Source organism: Streptomyces griseus (assembly GCF_001715295.1).
Taxonomy (GTDB): domain Bacteria; phylum Actinomycetota; class Actinomycetes; order Streptomycetales; family Streptomycetaceae; genus Streptomyces; species Streptomyces griseus_G.
Genome location: NZ_MDKB01000001.1, coordinates 1,050,877 through 1,069,596, shown reverse-complemented (window position 1 = coordinate 1,069,596; position 18,720 = coordinate 1,050,877). Strand labels below are relative to the sequence as shown.

16 protein-coding genes are annotated in these 18,720 nt (G+C 72.2%); 7 read left to right on the top strand and 9 right to left on the bottom strand.

Features of this window, described 5'->3' with window-relative positions:
• The first annotated feature begins 40 nt into the window (after positions 1 to 40).
• Entirely contained in the window at positions 41 to 634 is a 594-nt protein-coding gene (gene idi / locus BA175_RS04130) for an isopentenyl-diphosphate Delta-isomerase (protein WP_069169823.1), read from the top strand.
• Between the two features lie 51 nt (positions 635 to 685).
• On the opposite strand, the gene BA175_RS04125 is transcribed toward idi, so the two are convergent.
• The gene (locus BA175_RS04125; RefSeq protein ID WP_079159362.1) at positions 686 to 1,141 is read right to left on the bottom strand and encodes an ATP-binding protein; all 456 of its coding nucleotides are present in this window, start codon (positions 1,139 to 1,141) and stop codon (positions 686 to 688) included.
• Positions 1,142 to 1,289: 148 nt separating this feature from the next.
• Entirely contained in the window at positions 1,290 to 1,877 is a 588-nt protein-coding gene (locus BA175_RS04120) for an HdeD family acid-resistance protein (protein ID WP_069169821.1), read from the bottom strand.
• Between the two features lie 80 nt (positions 1,878 to 1,957).
• On the opposite strand from BA175_RS04120, the gene BA175_RS04115 reads away from it, so the two are divergent.
• From BA175_RS04115 to BA175_RS04105, 4 genes are all read left to right on the top strand, one after another.
• Complete coding sequence (locus tag BA175_RS04115; RefSeq protein ID WP_069169820.1) at positions 1,958 to 2,758, top strand: enoyl-CoA hydratase/isomerase family protein; 801 nt, start codon at positions 1,958 to 1,960, stop codon at positions 2,756 to 2,758.
• 10 nt (positions 2,759 to 2,768) lie between these two features.
• Positions 2,769 to 3,632 carry an SCO6745 family protein gene (locus BA175_RS04110; RefSeq protein WP_069169819.1) on the top strand — a complete coding sequence of 288 codons (864 nt, stop codon included), beginning with the start codon at positions 2,769 to 2,771 and terminating at the stop codon, positions 3,630 to 3,632.
• A gap of 81 nt (positions 3,633 to 3,713) precedes the next feature.
• Positions 3,714 to 3,845, top strand: coding sequence for an LPFR motif small protein (locus tag BA175_RS31555; RefSeq protein WP_254667802.1), 132 nt, complete (start codon positions 3,714 to 3,716; stop codon positions 3,843 to 3,845).
• A gap of 149 nt (positions 3,846 to 3,994) precedes the next feature.
• Entirely contained in the window at positions 3,995 to 6,433 is a 2,439-nt protein-coding gene (locus tag BA175_RS04105; RefSeq protein ID WP_069169818.1) for a Tex family protein, read from the top strand.
• A gap of 140 nt (positions 6,434 to 6,573) precedes the next feature.
• On the opposite strand, the gene BA175_RS04100 is transcribed toward BA175_RS04105, so the two are convergent.
• Positions 6,574 to 8,214, bottom strand: a complete 1,641-nt coding sequence (locus BA175_RS04100) for an ABC-F family ATP-binding cassette domain-containing protein (RefSeq protein ID WP_069169817.1) — start codon at positions 8,212 to 8,214, stop codon at positions 6,574 to 6,576.
• Between the two features lie 60 nt (positions 8,215 to 8,274).
• On the opposite strand from BA175_RS04100, the gene BA175_RS04095 reads away from it, so the two are divergent.
• Positions 8,275 to 9,249, top strand: coding sequence for an FAD-dependent oxidoreductase (locus BA175_RS04095; protein WP_069169816.1), 975 nt, complete (start codon positions 8,275 to 8,277; stop codon positions 9,247 to 9,249).
• Between the two features lie 339 nt (positions 9,250 to 9,588).
• On the opposite strand, the gene BA175_RS04090 is transcribed toward BA175_RS04095, so the two are convergent.
• The 3 genes from BA175_RS04090 to BA175_RS04080 all read right to left on the bottom strand — a co-directional run bounded on the left by BA175_RS04090 (position 9,589) and on the right by BA175_RS04080 (position 13,151).
• Positions 9,589 to 11,328, bottom strand: coding sequence for a BCCT family transporter (locus tag BA175_RS04090; RefSeq protein WP_069169815.1), 1,740 nt, complete (start codon positions 11,326 to 11,328; stop codon positions 9,589 to 9,591).
• A gap of 275 nt (positions 11,329 to 11,603) precedes the next feature.
• A complete protein-coding gene (locus BA175_RS04085; protein WP_069169814.1) occupies positions 11,604 to 12,530 on the bottom strand; it encodes an oxygenase MpaB family protein in 927 nt (308 codons plus the stop codon).
• Between the two features lie 144 nt (positions 12,531 to 12,674).
• Positions 12,675 to 13,151 carry a macro domain-containing protein gene (locus BA175_RS04080; RefSeq protein ID WP_069169813.1) on the bottom strand — a complete coding sequence of 159 codons (477 nt, stop codon included), beginning with the start codon at positions 13,149 to 13,151 and terminating at the stop codon, positions 12,675 to 12,677.
• A 109-nt stretch (positions 13,152 to 13,260) separates the two neighbouring features.
• On the opposite strand from BA175_RS04080, the gene BA175_RS04075 reads away from it, so the two are divergent.
• Positions 13,261 to 13,992, top strand: a complete 732-nt coding sequence (locus BA175_RS04075; protein ID WP_069169812.1) for a MerR family transcriptional regulator — start codon at positions 13,261 to 13,263, stop codon at positions 13,990 to 13,992.
• 33 nt (positions 13,993 to 14,025) lie between these two features.
• Here the strand turns inward: BA175_RS04075 and BA175_RS04070 are convergent, their stop codons facing one another.
• From BA175_RS04070 to BA175_RS04060, 3 genes are read right to left on the bottom strand one after another with little or no spacing between them, the layout of a single operon-like run.
• Positions 14,026 to 16,215, bottom strand: a complete 2,190-nt coding sequence (locus BA175_RS04070; RefSeq protein WP_069169811.1) for a 3-hydroxyacyl-CoA dehydrogenase NAD-binding domain-containing protein — start codon at positions 16,213 to 16,215, stop codon at positions 14,026 to 14,028.
• Positions 16,216 to 16,264: 49 nt separating this feature from the next.
• Complete coding sequence (locus BA175_RS04065; protein WP_069169810.1) at positions 16,265 to 17,479, bottom strand: acetyl-CoA C-acetyltransferase; 1,215 nt, start codon at positions 17,477 to 17,479, stop codon at positions 16,265 to 16,267.
• 38 nt (positions 17,480 to 17,517) lie between these two features.
• Positions 17,518 to 18,660, bottom strand: coding sequence for an acyl-CoA dehydrogenase family protein (locus BA175_RS04060; RefSeq protein ID WP_069169809.1), 1,143 nt, complete (start codon positions 18,658 to 18,660; stop codon positions 17,518 to 17,520).
• Between the last annotated feature and the right edge of the window lie 60 nt (positions 18,661 to 18,720).

Here is an 18,720-nt window from a genome sequence, read left to right as displayed (position 1 = left end):
GCCCGGCGCACGAGGCCGGGAACCAAAGCGAAGGATGGGTATGCCGACCACACCAGCCACCGCGGCGCACAGTTCGCCGAACGGCACAGCAGACGCGATCATGCTCGAACTGGTCGACGAGGACGGCACCACCATCGGTACCGCGGAGAAGCTCGCCGCCCACCAGGCCCCCGGTCAGCTGCACCGGGCCTTCTCCGTCTTCCTCTTCGACGAGCGGGGGCGGCTGCTGCTGCAGCGCCGCGCCCTCGGCAAGTACCACTCCCCCGGTGTCTGGTCGAACACCTGCTGCGGTCATCCGTACCCGGGTGAGGCGCCCTTCGCGGCGGCGGCCCGGCGTACGTACGAGGAGCTGGGGATCTCGCCCTCGCTGCTCGCCGAGGCCGGGACCGTCCGGTACAACCACCCCGACCCGGCGTCGGGCCTGGTGGAGCAGGAGTTCAACCATCTGTTCGTCGGGATGGCGCAGGAGCGGCTGCGGCCGGACCCGGAGGAGGTCGGTGAGACGGCCTTCGTGACCGCCGACGAGCTGGCCGCACGTCATGCCGCCACACCGTTCTCGGCGTGGTTCATGACGGTTCTCGACGCGGCCCGGCCGGCGATCAGGGAGCTGACGGGAGCGTCCGCGGGCTGGTGAGACCGTGCGAAGAGCTCCGGCGTAGAGTACCGGGCCGGGAGCGCCGGGCGGTCAGAGCCGTGTCGGGAGCGGCAGCGCCGCCCAGACGACCTTGCCGCCGCCGGTCGTGTGCTCCACGTCGCAGGTTCCGCCCGCCTCGGCGGTGATCTCCCGCACGAGCAGCAGCCCCCGACCGCCCGTCTGCCCGTGGTCCGTGACCAGGGCCGTGGGGCGGTAGGGATGGTCGTCCTCGACGCAGACCCTGATCCACCCCGCCCCGACGGCCACCTCCACGGCGAACTCGGGTGAGAGCAGCGCCGCGTGCCGGACCACGTTGGTGACCAGTTCGGACACGATGACCAGCAGGCCGTGGAGGAGGTCGCCGTCCACGGGTACGGCCTGCCGGTGCAGCAGGTCGCGCACCGCGTGCCGGGCCTGCGGCACCGAGGCGTCGACGGCGGGCGCGGTGAACCGCCACACGCTCCCGTACGGCACCGGATGGGCCGAAACACTCCCGCGGCTCTCCATGGACCGGCACCCGCTCTCGACTCGCACCTCACTGACCACCGGGTGACGAGTGTCGGGAACAGCGTGGTGCGCACCTCACCCTTGACCACAAGTGGCCATGGACAGAAGGAAAATGACCGTTCGAGTGTGAAGGCGTCAGGCGATCGGACTACTTCTGGTCCTCTTCGGGCGTGAACCGGTCCTCCACCAGGCTGACGATACGGCGCCCGCCGATCCCGACGGCGATCAGCCCGAGCCCGTCGAAGAGCAGGGCCAGCGAGAAGAACAGGCCGAGTACGTAGAGGCTGCTGTGCGGCCAGTCGAAGAGCACCAGCAGTCCCAGCAGCAGCCCGAAAGCCCCCTGCAGCAGGGTCCAGCCGAACTGCGGGCCGCGTACGACCACGCTGCCGACCAGCCGGAAGACCCCGCCGGTGAGAAACAGCAGCGCGGCGAACATCGTCAGGGCCTCGGCCGTACCACCCGGATGGCGGATGACGACGACCCCGGCGGCGATGTTCAGGGCGGCGACCACCACGCCCAGCCAGAAGTACGGCGTGCCGCGCGCCTCGATCGCGTGGAGGAGGCCGACGAGCCCGCCGATCAGGAGCAGCCAGCCGAAGAGGATCATCGAGGTGAGGGTGGCGACGCCGGTGTAGACGAGGCCGACGAGCCCGGCGACGACCAGCAGGACGCCCAGCAGGGTCAGTCCGCCGAACCTGCGGTGGAGCTTCCTGCCCTCGGTCGTGGGTCCGGCCATCGACAGCTCCTCACGGTGTGCGTCCGCTTCGTGACCCCTCCTTGATCATAGGTTTGGACCCTGCGGATAGCATCCGGCGCATGGACCCCCAGGGAGAGCCGCGGCTGGAGCACACCGTCGTGGACGGCGTCGCCACCGTGGTCATCAGCAACCCCGCCAAGCGCAACGCGATGACCGCCGGCATGTGGCAGGCCCTGCCCCCTCTCCTGGACCGGCTGGCGGCCGACAGCTCGGTGCGGGTACTCGTCCTCACCGGCGCCGGGGACACGTTCTGCGCCGGCGCGGACATATCCTCGCTCCGGGATCCCGGTAGCCGGCCGCAGGAACTCGCCGTCCGGGCCGAGGAGGCCCTGGCGGCGTTCACCCGGCCGACCCTCGCCGCCGTGCGCGGGTACTGCGTCGGCGGCGGCAGCCAGCTGGCGGCGGCCTGTGATCTCCGCTTCGCGGAGGAGGGCGCCTCCTTCGGGGTCACCCCTGCCAAGCTGGGCGTCGTCTACCCCTCCTCGTCCACCCGGCGGCTCGTCTCGCTGGTCGGGCCGGCCACGGCGAAGTACCTGCTCTACTCCGGGGAGCTGATCGGGACCGAGCGCGCCCTGCGGACCGGGCTGGTGGACGAGGTGCTGCCGGCGGGCGGGCTCGACGCCCGTGCACGGGCGTTCGCCCGGGTCCTCGCCTCGCGCTCCCAGCTGACCCAGGCCGCGGCGAAGGAGTTCGCCGACGGCCGGCAGGACCGGGACGGCCACTGGTCGGCCCAGGCTCGCGGGAGCGGCGACACCGCGGAGGGCGTCACCGCCTTCCTGGAGCGCCGGGAGCCCCGCTTCACCTGGACCGCGGAACCTTCGGTCGGCCCCGGACCACCCGGCGTACCAACCAGTCGGTAACGTGCGGGGTATGAGCACTCTCCCGCCGCGCGCCGGCCGGCGCTGCCACAACGCCCTCAACCCGCTGCACTCGACCGTCTACTTCTCCCCCGACCTGGCCGAGGAGCTCGCACGGCTGGGCATCGAGGACCCGCGCGCCGCCTACTTCGCCGCGCGCGGCGCCGCACTGGGCGCCGTCGGCCCGGGCACGGTCACGGCCGCCTTCTACAACTTCAACCACGAGCTGGTGGCCCGCCACCTGCCCGGCGTGTGGGCGGTCGCATCGCCCGCGGCGGTGCTCGACGCGCGGCTCCGGGCCGCCGACGCGACACTGCGCCGGGTGCTCGGCGAGGAGATCATCGCCTCCGCCGAGATGACGGAGGCGGCGGAACTGGCCCTGCGCGCGACGGAGGCGTGCACGCGGCACGCCCGCCCGCTGTACGCCGCCCACGCCGACCTGCCGGTGCCGGAGCCCTCGCACCTGGCGTACTGGCACGCGGCCACGCTGCTGCGCGAGCACCGTGGTGACGCCCATCTCGCCGCGCTGCTCACCGCGGACCTCGATCCGCTGGAGGCCCTGGTCAGCCACACCGCGACGGGCAAGGGCATGTCGCCGCGCTGGGTCCTGGCCACCCGCGGGTGGCGGCGCGCGGACTGGGACGCCGCCGCGGAGCGGCTGCGCGGGCGCGGTCTGCTGGACGCCGAGGGCGAGCTGACGGAGGCGGGCACCGCGCTGCGGGCGGAGCTGGAGGAGGCGACGGACCGGATGGACGCGGCGCCGTACGAGCATCTGGGCACGGACGGGGTGGCCCGGCTCACGGAGCTGGGGCGCGGCTTCCTGTTCGCGGCGGCCTCGGCCGGCGCGTACCCGGAGGATCTGGTCGGCAAGGGCTGAGCGCGGGGGCGTTTAGGGCGTCCGGTACGGAGTACGCGACAGGGGACAGCCCTCGGGCACACCCCGACGAAGGAGGCACCCGTGTTCCGTGCGATCTCCCACGCGCTGAGTTCCGTCGGTTCCGCCGTGGCCACCGTGGTGACCCTGCCGTTCAGGCTTCTGGCAAGCCTGTTCGGCGGCGCGTCGCGCGGTGGCAGGACCCGGCGCGCGTAGAAGAGGACGCGCCGGGGGCCGTGTCGGTGGAGGTCACGCGACACGGCCCCCGGCCACCCGGCACAATGCAGGCGAAGGGGACCACCGCGAATGGGGTCCCCAGTGGCACAGCCAGCAGAGCCAGTACGAGAAGGCGAGTCGGGAAAACCGTGACGACGTCCATCGAAGGCAGGATCGCCGAGGAACTCGGCGTACGCGAGCGTCAGGTGAGGGCGGCCGTCGAGCTGCTCGACGGCGGGTCGACCGTGCCGTTCATCGCGCGCTACCGCAAGGAAGCGACCGAGATGCTCGACGACGCGCAGCTGCGCACGCTCGAGGAACGGCTGCGGTACCTGCGGGAGCTCGAGGACCGTCGTACGGCGGTCCTGGAGTCCGTACGCGAGCAGGGCAAGCTGGACCCGGCGCTGGAGGCGCGGATCAGGGCGGCCGACACCAAGGCGCGGCTCGAGGACATCTATCTTCCCTTCAAGCCCAAACGCCGGACGAAGGCTCAGATCGCACGCGAGGCGGGGCTCGAACCGCTCGCCGACCGGCTGCTGGGCGACCCGTCCACCGATCCGCGCGCCGCGGCGGGCGCGTTCGTCGATGAAGCCCGGGGAGTGGCCGACGCGGCGGCGGCGCTGGACGGTGCGCGCGCCATCCTGACCGAGCGTTTCTCGGAGGACGCCGACCTCACCGGTGAGCTGCGTGAACGCATGTGGTCGCGCGGCCGGGTGGTCGCCAGGGTGCGGGAGGGCAAGGAGGAGGTGGGCGCCAAGTTCGCCGACTACTTCGACTTCGGCGAGGCGTTCACCGCTCTTCCCTCCCACCGCGTGCTGGCGATGCTCCGGGGCGAGAAGGAGGACGTCCTCGATCTCGTCCTGGAGCCCGAGGACCCGGCGGACGCCGACCGGCCGGGCCCGTCGGCGTACGAGAGCATGATCGCCCGCCGGTTCGGTGTCGCGGACCGCGGCCGGCCGGGGGACGCGTGGCTGGGCGACACGGTGCGCTGGGCCTGGCGGACCAGGATCCTCGTGCATCTGGGAATCGATCTGCGGTTGCGGCTGCGTACCGCGGCGGAGGACGAGGCGGTACGCGTCTTCGCGTCGAACCTGCGTGATCTGCTGCTGGCCGCCCCCGCGGGGACGCGGGCGACGCTCGGGCTCGACCCGGGTTTCCGTACGGGTGTGAAGGTGGCCGTGGTGGACGCGACCGGCAAGGTGGTCGCGACGGACGTCATCCACCCGCACGTGCCGGCGAACAAGTGGGACCAGGCGCTGGCGACGCTGGAGCGGCTCGCGCGGGAGCACCACGTCGACCTGATCGCGATCGGCAACGGCACGGCGTCCCGCGAGACGGACAAGCTCGCCGGTGAACTGTGCGAGAGACACCCCGAACTCAAGCTCACCAAGGTGATGGTGTCGGAGGCCGGCGCCTCCGTGTACTCGGCGTCGGCCTTCGCCTCACAGGAACTCCCCGACATGGACGTCTCGTTGCGGGGCGCCGTGTCGATCGCACGGCGGCTGCAGGACCCGCTGGCCGAGCTCGTGAAGATCGACCCGAAGTCGATCGGCGTCGGCCAGTACCAGCACGACCTGTCCGAGGTGAAGCTGTCGCGGTCGCTGGACGCGGTGGTCGAGGACTGCGTGAACGGTGTGGGAGTCGACGTCAACACCGCCTCGGCGCCGCTGCTCTCACGGGTGTCGGGCATCGGTGCGGGGCTGGCCGAGAACATCGTGGCGCACCGGGACGCGCACGGCCCGTTCCGCTCCCGCCGGGCCCTGAAGGACGTGCCGCGCCTGGGACCGAAGGCGTACGAGCAGTGTGCGGGCTTCCTCCGGATCCGGGAGGGCGACGACCCGCTGGACGCGTCGAGTGTCCACCCGGAGGCCTACCCGGTGGTGCGGACCATGGTGAAGCGGACGGGCGGTGACGTCGCCGCACTGATCGGCAACACCGGCGTCCTGCGGTCGCTCAGGCCCGACGACTTCGTGGACGATAAGTTCGGCCTGCCGACGGTGACGGACATCCTGCGGGAGCTGGAGAAGCCGGGCCGCGACCCGCGGCCGGCCTTCCGGACGGCCACCTTCAGGGAGGGCGTCGAGAAGATCGGCGACCTCGCTCCCGAGATGGTGCTCGAAGGGGTCGTCACGAACGTCGCCGCCTTCGGCGCCTTCGTGGACATCGGCGTCCACCAGGACGGCCTGGTGCATGTGTCGGCCATGTCGCGGACGTTCGTCAAGGACCCGCGGGACGTCGTGAAGCCGGGCGACGTGGTGAAGGTCAAGGTCATGGAGGTCGACATCCCGCGTAAGCGCATCTCGCTGACGCTGCGGCTGGACGACGAGGCGGGGGCCTCCCAGGGCGGTGGTCAGGGCCCCCGCCGCGAGAAGGCCGGGCAGGGCGGCGGCGATCGTCCGCCGCGCCAGCGGCAGGGCAGGAACGGCGGCCAGGGGGCCCGTCAGGGCGGCGGCCAGGGCGGGGACCGGCGCGGCGGCGGCCAGGGCGGCGCTCCGCGTCCGGCGGCCGCGCCGGCCAACAGCGCGATGGCGGACGCGTTGCGGCGGGCCGGGCTGGGGGGCTCCGAACCGGGCGGCCGTAAGCACTGAGCAGAGGCGGGCGGGCGGGAGGTCACTCCTGCCCGCCCGTCCGCGCACCGGCCTCGCCGCATCCCCGCCCGTCCGGCGGGCTCCGGGCGGAAGGCCGGGCGCGGTGACGCGCTCGCGGGGGCCTGGAACCGGGCGGCCTCTCAGCCGGCCTCGGTGACCTTGCCGTCGGCGACCTCGACGCGGCGGTTCACGTGGACGGCGTCGAGCATGTGCCGGTCGTGCGTGACCAGCAGCAGGGTCCCGGTGTACGCGTCGAGCGCCGACTCCAGCTGCTCGATCGCGGGCAGGTCCAGGTGGTTGGTCGGCTCGTCCAGAACGAGGAGATTGACTCCCCTGCCCTGTAGGAGCGCGAGGCCCGCCCGCGTGCGTTCGCCCGGGGAGAGGGTCGTGGCGGGGCGCAGCACGTGGTCGGCGCGCAGGCCGAACTTGGCGAGGAGCGTGCGGACCTCGGCGGGCTCGGTGTCGGGGACCGCCGCGCAGAAGGCGTCCAGCAGGCTCTCCGTCCCGTGGAACAGCCGGCGGGCCTGGTCGACCTCGCCCACCACGACGCCCGAGCCGAGCGAGGCGTGGCCCGCGTCGAGCGGGAGCCGGCCGAGGAGCGCGGCGAGGAGTGTGGACTTGCCCGACCCGTTGGCCCCCGTGATGGCGACACGGTCGGCCCAGTCGATCTGCAGGGTGGCGGGACCGAAGCAGAAGTCACCGCGGGCGACCACGGCGTCACGGAGAGTGGCGACGACCGATCCCGAGCGGGGTGCGGAGGCGATCTCCATCCGCAGCTCCCACTCCTTGCGCGGTTCCTCGACCACGTCGAGGCGTTCGATCATGCGCTGGGTCTGCCTGGCCTTCGCCGCCTGCTTCTCGCTGGCCTCGCTGCGGAACTTGCGGCCGATCTTGTCGTTGTCGGTGGCCTTGCGCCGGGCGTTCTTGACGCCCTTCTCCATCCAGCCCCGCTGGGTCTGTGCGCGCCCTTCGAGCGCGGAGCGCTTGTCGGCGTACTCCTCGAACTCCTCGCGGGCGTGCGCCCGCGCCCGCTCGCGTTCCTCCAGATAGGAAGCGTAGCCGCCGCCGTAGAGGGTGATCTGCTGCTGGGCCAGGTCGAGTTCCAGGACCTTGGTGACCGTGCGCATCAGGAACTCGCGGTCGTGGCTGACGACCACGGTGCCGGCCCGGAGTCCGGACACGAAGCGCTCGAGCCGCTCCAGGCCGTCGAGGTCCAGGTCGTTGGTGGGCTCGTCGAGCAGGAAGACGTCGTAGCGCGAGAGCAGGAGCGAGGCCAGGCCGGCGCGGGCCGCCTGGCCGCCGGAGAGTGCGGTCATCGGGAGGTCGAGGCCGACGGTGAGGCCGAGGTCGGCGGCCACCTCCTCCGCCCGCTCGTCCAGGTCGGCGCCGCCGAGGGCGAGCCAGCGCTCCAGGGTCTCGGAGTACGCGTCGTCGGCGCCGGGCGCTCCGTCGACCAGGGCCTGGGTCGCGGCGTCCATCGCGGCCTGTGCGTCGGCCACCCCGGTGCGGCGGGCGAGGAACGCCCGAACGGACTCCCCCGCCCGGCGCTCGGGCTCCTGCGGGAGGTGCCCGACGGTGGCGGTGGGCGGGGAGAGCCGGATGTCGCCCTCCTCCGGCCGGTCGAGGCCGGCGAGCAGGCGGAGCAGGGAGGACTTTCCGGCGCCGTTGGCTCCGACGAGACCGATCACGTCACCGGGCGCGACGACGAGGTCGAGGCCGGCGAAGAGGGTGCGGTCGCCGTGCCCGGCGGCGAGTTCCTTGGCGACGAGGGTGGCAGTCATCAGGGTGCCGATCCTAACGAACCGGTGGGGCCGTGTTCCCGCCGGACGGCGGATGGGAGCATGGCCCCTGCTGCCCCCGGCGCCGGGGGAGGTCCGGGAGGGGTAAACACGGTGACGGATGTGATCGTGGTGGGCGGCGGGGTCAGCGGGCTGACCACGGCGCTGCTGCTGGCGGAGGGCGGCCACCGGGTACGCGTCTGGTCGCGGGTCGCGGCCTCGGCCACGACGTCGGCGGTGGCGGGTGCGTTGTGGTGGCCGTACCGGATCGAGCCCGCCGCCCGTGTCGGTGACTGGTCGCTGGAGACGCTCCGGGTCTACCAGAAGCTGGCCGACGGGCCCGGGCGGACCGGTGTACGGATGGTCGCCGGGGTGCACGGGGGTGAGCGCTTGTCCGCGCTCGGACCGTGGGCCCGCGGTCTCGATGACGTGTCCGAGGTGGCGGAGGGCCTGCGGATGACGCTGCCGCTGATCGACATGCCGGTCCACCTGGCCTGGCTGGAAGGCCGGCTGGCCGCAGTGGGCGGTGCGGTCGAGAGGCGGACGGTGCGTGGCTTCGCGGAGGCTGCGGCCGAGGCACCCGTGGTCGTCAACTGCACGGGGCTCGGTGCGCGGGATCTGGTACCGGACCCCGGGGTACGGCCGGTGCGGGGGCAGCTGGTGGTGGTGGAGAACCCGGGCATCGAGGAGTGGTTCACCCGGGCCGATCCGGCTTCGAGCGCGACGACGTACCTCTTCCCCCAGCCGGGCGGGCTGGTCCTGGGTGGTACCGCCGAGGTGGACGACGTGCGCACGGAGCCGGATCCGCGTACCGCTGCGGAGATCGTGGCGCGCTGTGCGCGGGTGCGGCCGGAGATAGCCGGGGCGCGGATCATCGGTCACCGGGTCGGGCTACGGCCCGCCCGGGACGCGGGAGTGCGGATCGAGACGCAGGAGCTGCCGGGCGGTGGGCTGCTGGTGCACAACTACGGGCACGGCGGCGCCGGGGTGACGGTGGCCTGGGGCTGTGCGCGGGCCGCTGCCGAGCTGGTGGGCTGAACCACGGCGCAGGCCCTGGCGGGGCCGGCGCGGGCACGGCGGGAAGGCGCGCGCCGAACGGCGAGCGCCGGCCAAGCGCCCCTGCTCGCGCCACCCGCCCCCCTGGTCCGGGACCGATCCGGACGGGCGGCACGAGGGGACGACCGGCACGAACGGGCCCCGCCCGCAGCCGGAACGGCCGGCACCGGCACAGCGGGAAGAAGCACCTCGCCGACAGCGCACGGCCGAGGGACACCCTGCTCGCACCACCCGCCCGATACCGCACCGATCCCGGCGAACGGAACGAGGAGAACAGCCGGCCACGAACGGGGCCGGGCCGTACGGCGGGCGCCGGACCGGTCAGGCCGGTGGCTCGTGCTTGTGGCGCTCGTCGGACGTGACCTCCGCGGGACCCGGGCCGATCCGGATCTCGAAGTCCCCGTCGTACTTGGCGTGCCCCTGGATGACCGCGCTCTCGACGGCCTCCACCCCGAACTCCCTCCGGATGATCATGGGGTCCCGGCGCAGGTCCTTCATCAGGGCGACGCACATGCCGATCATCACGAGGGTGAACGGCGCGGCCACCAGGATGGTCAGGTTCTGCAGCCCTGCCAGCGCGTCGCCCTGCCCGTTGCCGATGAGCAGCATGACGGCGGCGACGGCCCCCGTGACGACACCCCAGAAGATGACGACCCAGGTGGCAGGCTCCAGGACCCCCTTCTGGGAGAGCGTGCCCATGACGATCGACGCGGCGTCGGCGCCGGAAACGAAGAAGATGCTGACCAGGACCATGACGAGCACGCTCATGACCGTGGGGATCGGGAACTCGCGGAGCACTCCGAAGAGCTGGGCCTCCGGGGTGCTTCCGACCCCCCCGAGCCGGCCGGCCTCCTGGAGGCGGATCGCCGAACCGCCGAAGATGGCGAACCAGATGAGGCTGACCGCGCTGGGCACCAGGATGACCCCGCCGACGAACTGACGGATCGTCCGGCCGCGGCTGATCCTGGCGATGAACATCCCCACGAAGGGGGTCCAGGAGATCCACCAGGCCCAGTAGAAGACGGTCCAGCTGGCGAGCCACTGGGCCACCTCCCCCTCCCCGGTCGCCTCGGTGCGTCCGGCGAGCTGCGGCAGCTCGCCGACGTACGCGGCGATCGAGGTGGGCAGCAGGTCCAGCACGATGATGGTGGGTCCGGCGATGAAGACGAAGACCGCCAGGACCAGCGCGAGCACCATGTTGATGTTGGACAGCCACTGGATGCCCTTCTCCACGCCCGTGACGGCGGAGAAGACGAAGGCGGCCGTCAGGACACCGATGATCACGATCAGGAGGCCGGTGCCCGTCTTCTCCATCCAGTTCAGCTCCTGGAAGCCGCTGCCCACCTGGAGCGCGCCCAGGCCCAGGGAGGTCGCGGAGCCGAAGAGCGTGGCGAAGATGGCGAGGATGTCGATGACCCGGCCACCGCCGCCGTGTGCGTGCCGTTCCCCGATGAGCGGCTCGAACACCGCGCTGATCGTCTGGCGCCGGCGCTTGCGGTAGGTGCTGTACGCGATGGCGAGCCCGACCACGGCGTAGATCGCCCAGGGGTGCAGTGTCCAGTGGAAGAGTGTGGTCGCCATCGCCGTCTGCATGGCCTCGGCGGCGTCGGCGGGGTGGGTGCCGGGCGGCGGATGGATGAAGTGGGCCAGCGGCTCGCTCACGCCGTAGAACATCAGGCCGATTCCCATGCCGGCGCTGAACATCATGGCGACCCAGGAGATCGTCCGGAACTCCGGTTCCTCCCCCTCCTGGCCGAGCGAGATGTTCCCGTACCGGCTGATCGCGAGCCAGAGGGCGAAGACCACGAAGCCCGAGGCCGCCAGCATGAAGGCCCAGCCACCGTTGTGGATGAGCCCGTTGAGCAGAGTGTTGGAGGCGTCCTCCAACGACTCGGTGGCTGCGGAACCCCACACCACGAACGCGACAGTGAGCACGGCCGTGACGCCGAAGACCACCCGGTCGGTAGTGGGACGCCGGCCGTGGTGCGGCTCGGCGGGCAGATCGGCCGTGACCGCCGGCGGCTCCCCCCGGTCGCCGGATCCCTGCTCGTCCTGTGACACAGATGGCACCTTTCACGCGGTACGGAATTTCGCTCTCCGTAGGCAGTACCACATGGACATCGGATCACACGGGAGCAACAAGCCGTATGGTCGTGCCCGTTTACGCGGTGATACGCGGCCCGCCCGGCCGGTGACGGCGGCGTCGCCTCCGGGCCGGGCTGCCGGAGCGGTGCGTACGCTCCGTCACCGGCGCGGCGGGCCGTGACGCCGTGCGGGGCGGGTTCGTCTCCGGCGCCCCTGGCACCGCTCCGCGTCGGCGACGGTCTCCCGTGTCGTCAACGACGGCCGGTCACGCCGACGGCACCGGGGTTCCCCGTCAGGCCCGACCGCACCCCGTTCCGCTCGGCCCGCCACGCGGCCCGGGCGGAACGGGCGAGGGGCAGATAGCGCAGCCGCTCCGGAAGCACCGGCACCACCAGCCGGACCACGGCGCACAGGCGGCGGAGTCTGCGCTCCTGGGCGGGGCTCCACCGCAGGCCGATGGCCTCGCGCGCGTCCGGCGGCATCAGCCCGACGGTGACGAAGGCGCGGAACCGGGCCAGCGGCGGGAGCAGCAGCGGCCACGCCGCCCGCAGGAGCAGCCGTACGGCGGCGGGGCCGCGGTCGGGCGGCGGCACCGAGGCGTCGGGCGCGACCAGTTCCCGTACGACGGCGGTCGCCTCGATCTCCTCGGCCAGCATCGTGCGGTAGTACGGCCAGAACTCCTCGATGGTCCGGGGCATGTCCCGGTCGTGGATGCCGAGTATCCGGCCGACCTGGAGCCATTCGCGGTACAGGGCACGCTCCTGCGCCCCGGTGAGCGGGCGTACGAGGTAGCGCGCCGCGTGCTGGTACACGGGGAATCCCGTGGCGTGGACCCACGCGTAGTTCTCGGGCGCCAGGGCGTGGTAGCGGCGGCCGCGGGTGTCGGTGCCCTGGACGGTGCGGTGCAGCTTCCGGAGCCTGCGCCCCTCCTCGGCGGCGGCCTCGCCTCCGTACACCCAGAGCTGGAGGGAGCGCAGGGAGCGTTCGCCGCGGCCCCACGGGTCGGTGCGGAAGACCGAGTGCTCGTCGACCCCCGCGCCCACCGCCGGGTGGGCGACCTGGAGTGTGAGGGCGGCCGGCAGCATGAGCAGCGACCGGATGTCGCCCGTGAGGCTCCACAGGACGCCGCCCGGCGGAGGCGGGGCGGGCGCGTCGCCCCCGGCTGCTGCGCTGCTCATACGGTGCTCCCCACGGCGGACGGGCGCGACGGCTTCGCTGCCCGCCCCCTGCGGTCCAGTATGCGGGGAGGGCGGGTGTCGGAGCAGGCGGGGCACCCCCGGGGCGGCCCTCCGGCTGCGCCCCACGGTGGGCCGGGGCCCGCGTCAGCCGATGTCGTACACCGTGACCGGTATGCCCCGGCGCGACAGCCGCTGCTCGACCAGCGGTTCGATCCGGGACCACCTGCCCCCGGCCAGACCGCATCCGATGCGCGGCATGTGCACCGAGGCACCCAGCTCCTCGGCCCGGTCGGCCACGGCGCCCAGGGCCGTGTCGATCGCCTCGTAGCGCACCGGTACGCCCTTGCTGCCCGTGCGCATGCCCCGCTGGCCCACCATGTTGGCGACCCACAGGTGCGGCTGGACCTGGACGAACTGCACGGCCCCGAGGCCGAAGTCGTTGTCCGCGCGCTCGCGGTGCCAGCGGCGGTAGGCCGCCTCCGGCTCGGGCCACCGCCGCGAGAGGGCGAGGACGAAGCCCTTGCCCCAGCCGCCCAGGTCGTTGCAGACGTGCGCGACGAGCTTGACGCCCTTGCCCTGGGGGGCTGTGGCGTCGCCCCGTACGTACGTGATCTCCGGCATGCGACCACCGTAGGGTCCCCCACTGACAACGAGCCCTTTCACCGAAGTGGTGAGACAGCAATACTGTTGCACCTGTCCGACGCCCGTCCGACGACAAGGAGCAGCAGACATGGCCACCGGGGCCGAGGAACCGACGCTCACCGTCGACGAACTGGCGGCGCGCGCCGGGGTGACCGTGCGTACGGTGCGCTTCTACAGCACCCGCGGGCTGCTGCCGCCCCCGGTGATCGGGCCGCGCCGCGTCGGGCACTACGGGCCGGACCACCTCTCGCGGCTCGCGCTGATCGAGGAGCTGCAGCACCAGGGCATGACGCTCGCCGCGATCGAACGGTATCTGGAGCAGCTGCCGCCCGATCTGAGCGCGCACGACCTGGCGATCCACCGCGCCCTGGTGGCGTCGTGGGCGCCCGACTCGCACGAGTCCGTGGGGCGGGCGGAGCTGGAGCGGCGCGCGGGGCGGGCGCTCACCGGGCCCGACCTGGACCGGCTGGCCGCCATGGGCGTCCTGGAGCGCCCGGAGGACGCCGAGGACGCCTACCGGGTGGATGTGGGGCTGCTGCGGCTCGGGGTCGAGCTCCTGGACGTGCCGATCGCGCACGAGACGATCCTGGCGGCGCGCACGGTCCTGCTGGAACACACCCGGTCGGCAGCGCACGAGATGACCCGGCTGTTCCGGGACGAGGTGTGGAATCCGTACCGGGAGCGGGAGGCGGACCCCGAGCACGTCAAGGCGATGAAGTCGCTGTCGGCCCATATGCAGCCGATGGTGCTCCAGGCGCTGGTGACGGCGTTCCAGCGGTCCCTGAAGGAGGAGCTGCGGGCCGCGTTCACCGCGGAGTGAACCGCGTGGACACGGCCCGCGGGGGCGCCACGGTCAGTCGTGGAAGGTGTCGCCCTTCTCCGCCTTCTCCAGCAGGAGCGGGGACGGCAGGAAGCGGTCGCCGTAGCGCTCCGCGAGCTCCAGGGCGCGGGCCACGAAGCCGGGCAGCCCACCCTCGTACCCGTTGATGTACTGGAGGACGCCGCCGGTCCAGGCGGGGAAGCCGATGCCCATGACGGAGCCGATGTTGGCGTCGGCGACCGTCATGAGGACGTTCTCCTCGAGGCAGCGGACGCTGTCCAGCGCCTCGGAGAAGAGCATCCGCTCCTTCATGTCCTCGAACGGGATCCCCGGCCGGGCCCCGGGCCCGTCCCCGGAAGGCCCGAAGTGTTCCCGCAGCCCCGGCCAGAGCGCGCCGCGGCTGCCGTCCTCGCCGTACTCGTAGAAGCCCGCTCCCCCGCTGCGCCCGGGGCGCCCGAACTCCTCGACCATGCGGTCGACGACCTCGTCCGCGGGGTGCGGGGTCCAGGTCCCCCCCGCCTCCTCGACGGCGCGCCGGGTCTCGTTGCGGATCTTGCGCGGCAGGGTGAGGGTCAGCTCGTCCATGAGGGCGAGCACCTTGGCCGGGTATCCGGCCTGTGCCGCCGCCTGTTCGACCGACGCGGGCTCGACGCCTTCACCGACCATCGCGACGCCCTCGTTGATGAAGTGCCCGATGACACGGGAGGTGAAGAAGCCACGCGAGTCGTTGACGACGATCGGGGTCTTCCTGATCTGCCGTACGAGGTCGAAGGCGCGCGCCAGAGCCTCGTCGCCCGTGCGTGCGCCCTTGATGATCTCGACGAGCGGCATCTTGTCGACGGGCGAGAAGAAGTGCAGCCCGATGAAGTCGTCCGGCCGCTCCACCCCTTCGGCGAGCACGGTGATGGGCAGGGTGGAGGTGTTGGAGCACAGGAGCGCGTCGGGCTCCACGATGCCCTGGATCTCCTGGAACACCTTGTGCTTGAGCGCGGTGTCCTCGAAGACGGCCTCGATCACGGCGTCGCAGCCCGCGAGGTCGGCCGGGTCGCCGGTCGGGGTGATGCGGGCCAGCAGCTCGTCACGCCGTGCCTCGGTCGTGCGGCCCCGGGAGAGCGCCTTGGCGAGCAGCTTCTCGCTGTACGCCTTGCCCTTGGCGGCGGCCTCGGTGGACACGTCCTTGAGGACGACGTCGATGCCGGCGCGGGCGCAGGAGTACGCGATGCCCGCGCCCATCATCCCGGCGCCCAGGACGGCGACCTTGCGTACCTGACGCTCCGGGATCCCCTGCGGGCGGCTGGCGCCGGAGTTCACGGCCTGGAGGTCGAAGAAGAACGCCTGGATCATGTTCTTCGCGACCTGGCCGGTGACCAGCTCCGTGAAGTAACGGGCCTCGATGGTCAGCGCGGTCTCGAAGTCGACCTGCGATCCCTCGACGGCGGCGGCCAGGATGTTGCGCGGCGCGGGCATGGGTGCGCCGGCGAGCTGCTTCTTCAGGTTGGCCGGGAAGGCCGGCAGGTTGGCCGCGAACTTCGGGTTGGCCGGGGTCCCGCCGGGAATCCGGTATCCCTTGACGTCCCAGGGCTGCTGCGACTCGGGGTGCGCGTCGATGAACGCGTAGGCCCTGGCGAGCATGTCCTCGGCGGTGTCGGCGACCTCGTGGACCAGACCGTTCTCCAGCGCCCGCCGCGGGGTGTACTGGGTTCCCTGGAGGAGCACCTTGAGCAGGGCGTCGGTGACGCCCATGAGCCGTACGGTCCGGGTGACGCCGCCGCCCGCGGGCAGCAGGCCGAGGGTGACCTCGGGCAGCCCGATGCGGGATCCGGGGGCGTCCAGGGCGACGCGGTGGTGGGAGGCGAGGGCGATCTCGTAACCGCCGCCGAGCGCGGCGCCGTTGATCGCGGCGACGACGGGCTTGCCGAGGGTCTCGATGCGGCGCAGCGCCTTCTTGATGGCCATGCCCGTGTCGAACGCGGCCTGCGCGTTCTCCGGCCCGACCGTGATCATGTCCTTGAGGTCGCCGCCCGCGAAGAAGGTCTTCTTCGCGGAGGCGTAGATGATGCCGCGGATGGAGTCCTTCTCGGCCTCGGCGCGGTCGGCGACGGCCGCGATGGAGTCCCTGAAGGCCTGGTTCATCGTGTTCGCGGACTGGCCGGGATCGTCGAGTACGAGGGTGACGACGCCGGTCCCGTCCTGTTCCCAGCGGATGGTCGTGCTCTCGGTCATTGCTTGTCTTCTCCGTTAGAGAGGGTCCGGCAGGAAGGGGCCAGGACGGTCAGAGACGCTCGATGACGGTGGCGACGCCCATGCCGCCGCCGACGCAGAGGGTGGCGAGGCCGTAGCGCCGGTCGCGCCGCTCCAGCTCGTCGACGAGGGTGCCGAGGATCATGGCGCCGGTCGCCCCGAGGGGGTGTCCGAGCGCGATGGCACCGCCGTTGACGTTGACCTTGTCGAGGGAGAGGCCCATGTCCCGGACGAAGCGCAGGACGACTCCGGCGAACGCCTCGTTGATCTCGACGAGGTCGATGTCGTCGATGGTGAGCCCCGCCTTGGCCAGTGCCTTGCGGGTCGCGGGCGCGGGACCGGTCAGCATGATGGTCGGCTCGGAGCCCGAGACGGCGGCGGAGACGATCCGGGCGCGCGGGGTGAGGCCGTAGCGCTCACCCACCTCCTTGGATCCGATCGCGACGAGAGCGGCGCCGTCCACGATGCCGGAGGAGTTGCCGGCGTGGTGGACGTGGTCGATCTTCTCGACCCAGTGGTACTTCTGCAGGGCCACGGCGTCGAAGCCGCCCATCTCGCCGATGGTGGCGAACGACGGCTTGAGGGAGGCGAGCGAGTCGGCCGTGGTGCCGGGCCGCATGTGCTCGTCGTGGTCGAGGACGAGCAGGCCGTTGCGGTCCCTGACGGGGACGACGGAGCGAGCGAAGCGCTCCTCCTTCCACGCGGTGGCGGCACGCTCCTGGGACAGGGCGGCGTACTCGTCGACGTCCCGGCGCGAGAAGCCCTCGATGGTGGCGATGAGGTCGGCGCCGACGCCCTGCGGGGCGAAGCCCGTCTCGAAGCTGGTCATCGGGTCCATGGCCCAGGCGCCGCCGTCGGAGCCCATCGGCACGCGGGACATCGACTCGACGCCGCCGGCCAGCACGAGGTCCTCCCAGCCGGAGCGGACCTTCGCCGCGGCCAGGTTGACGGCCTCCAGTCCGGAGGCACAGAAGCGGTTCTCCTGCACGCCGGCGACGGAGTCCGGGAGTCCGGCCGCGATGGCCGCGATCCGGGCGATGTCGGAGCCCTGGTCGCCGAGCGGGCTGACCACGCCGAGGACGATGTCGTCGATGGCGGCCGGGTCCAGGCCCGGGAAGCGGGCACGGATCTCGTGGATGAGGCCGACGACGAGGTCGATCGGCTTGGTGCCGTGCAGGGCTCCGTCGGCCTTGCCGCGGCCGCGCGGGGTGCGGATCGCGTCGTAGAGGAACGCTTCGGTACTCAAGACAGCTGCCTTTCGGAAGGGGAGCGGGGCAAGGGGGGTCAGGCGAGCAGCGAGCGGCCGATGATCTCTTTCATGATCTCGGTCGTGCCGCCGTAGATGGTCTGGATCCGGCCGTCGGTGAAGGCTCTGGCGACCCGGTGCTCCGCCATGTACCCGTACCCGCCGTGCAGTTGCAGACAGCGGTCGGCGACGCGTTTCTGCAGTTCGGTGGCCCACCACTTGGCCATCGAGGCGTGTACGGCGTCGAGCGTGCCGTCCGAGTGTTCGACGATGCACCGGTCGAGGAAGGCCCGGGTGACGGCGCATTCGGTGGCCATCTCGGCGATCTCGAACCGGACGTGCTGGAGCGTGGAGAGCGGGCGGCCGAAGGCCTCACGCTCCTTGACGTACCGCGTGGTGATCTCCAGGAGGTGCTCGGCGGCGGCGATGCCAGCGACCGCTATGCCCATCCGTTCCTGGGCCAGACGGGTCATGAGGTGGACGAAGGCGCCGTCGCGTTCGCCCAGGAGGTTCTCCTTGGGGACGCGTACGTCGTGGAAGAAGAGCTCCGCGGTGTCCTGGGACCTCTGGCCGATCTTGTCGAGGTTGCGGCCCCGCTCGAAGCCCTCGGCGCCGCGCTCGACGACCAGGAGGGAGAGGCCCTTGGCGCCACCCTCGGGCGAGGTCCTGGCGACGACGATCACCAGATCGGCGAGGATGCCGTTGGAGATGAAGGTCTTGGAGCCGTTGAGGAGCCAGTGGTCGCCCTTGTCCTCGGCACCGGTGCGGATGCCCTGGAGGTCCGAGCCCGCGCCGGGTTCGGTCATGGCGATCGCGGTGATCGTCGCGCCGCTGCAGAAGCCGGGCAGCCAGCGCCGCTTCTGCTCCTCGGTGGCGAGACCGGTGAGATAGGGGCCGACGATGTCGTTGTGCAGGCCGAGCGCGAGCCCGGAGGCGCCGGCCCGGGTGAACTCCTCCGCCAGGACGGCGCTGTAGCGGAAGTCGGTCTCTCCTCCGCCGCCGTACTCCTCGGGTACGGCGAGGCCCAGCAGCCCCTGCCGCCCGGCCGCGAGCCACGCCTCGCGCGGGACGATGCGGTCCTGCTCCCACTGGTCGTAGGACGGGAGGACTTCCCTGGCCAGGAAGGTGCGTACCGTCTCACGGAACGCCTCGTGCTCCCCGGTGAAGATCTGCCGTTGCACTTCAGGCCCCCTGGGGCTGGTTCCGGACGGTGGAGCCGGTGCCTGTGACGGCCCGGCCGC

What these genes read in the sequence shown, in the direction of transcription:
- BA175_RS04120 (WP_069169821.1), bottom strand. Translation starts at nt 1,877, where the DNA reads ATGGCCGGACCCACGACCGAGGGCAGGAAGCTCCACCGCAGGTTCGGC.
- BA175_RS04080 (WP_069169813.1), bottom strand. Translation starts at nt 13,151, where the DNA reads ATGCCGGAGATCACGTACGTACGGGGCGACGCCACAGCCCCCCAGGGC.
- BA175_RS04075 (WP_069169812.1), top strand. Translation starts at nt 13,261, where the DNA reads ATGGCCACCGGGGCCGAGGAACCGACGCTCACCGTCGACGAACTGGCG.
- BA175_RS04115 (WP_069169820.1), top strand. Translation starts at nt 1,958, where the DNA reads ATGGACCCCCAGGGAGAGCCGCGGCTGGAGCACACCGTCGTGGACGGC.
- BA175_RS04095 (WP_069169816.1), top strand. Translation starts at nt 8,275, where the DNA reads ATGGCCCCTGCTGCCCCCGGCGCCGGGGGAGGTCCGGGAGGGGTAAAC.
- BA175_RS04125 (WP_079159362.1), bottom strand. Translation starts at nt 1,141, where the DNA reads ATGGAGAGCCGCGGGAGTGTTTCGGCCCATCCGGTGCCGTACGGGAGC.
- BA175_RS04085 (WP_069169814.1), bottom strand. Translation starts at nt 12,530, where the DNA reads ATGAGCAGCGCAGCAGCCGGGGGCGACGCGCCCGCCCCGCCTCCGCCG.
- BA175_RS04070 (WP_069169811.1), bottom strand. Translation starts at nt 16,215, where the DNA reads ATGACCGAGAGCACGACCATCCGCTGGGAACAGGACGGGACCGGCGTC.
- BA175_RS04110 (WP_069169819.1), top strand. Translation starts at nt 2,769, where the DNA reads ATGAGCACTCTCCCGCCGCGCGCCGGCCGGCGCTGCCACAACGCCCTC.
- BA175_RS04100 (WP_069169817.1), bottom strand. Translation starts at nt 8,214, where the DNA reads ATGACTGCCACCCTCGTCGCCAAGGAACTCGCCGCCGGGCACGGCGAC.
- idi (WP_069169823.1), top strand. Translation starts at nt 41, where the DNA reads ATGCCGACCACACCAGCCACCGCGGCGCACAGTTCGCCGAACGGCACA.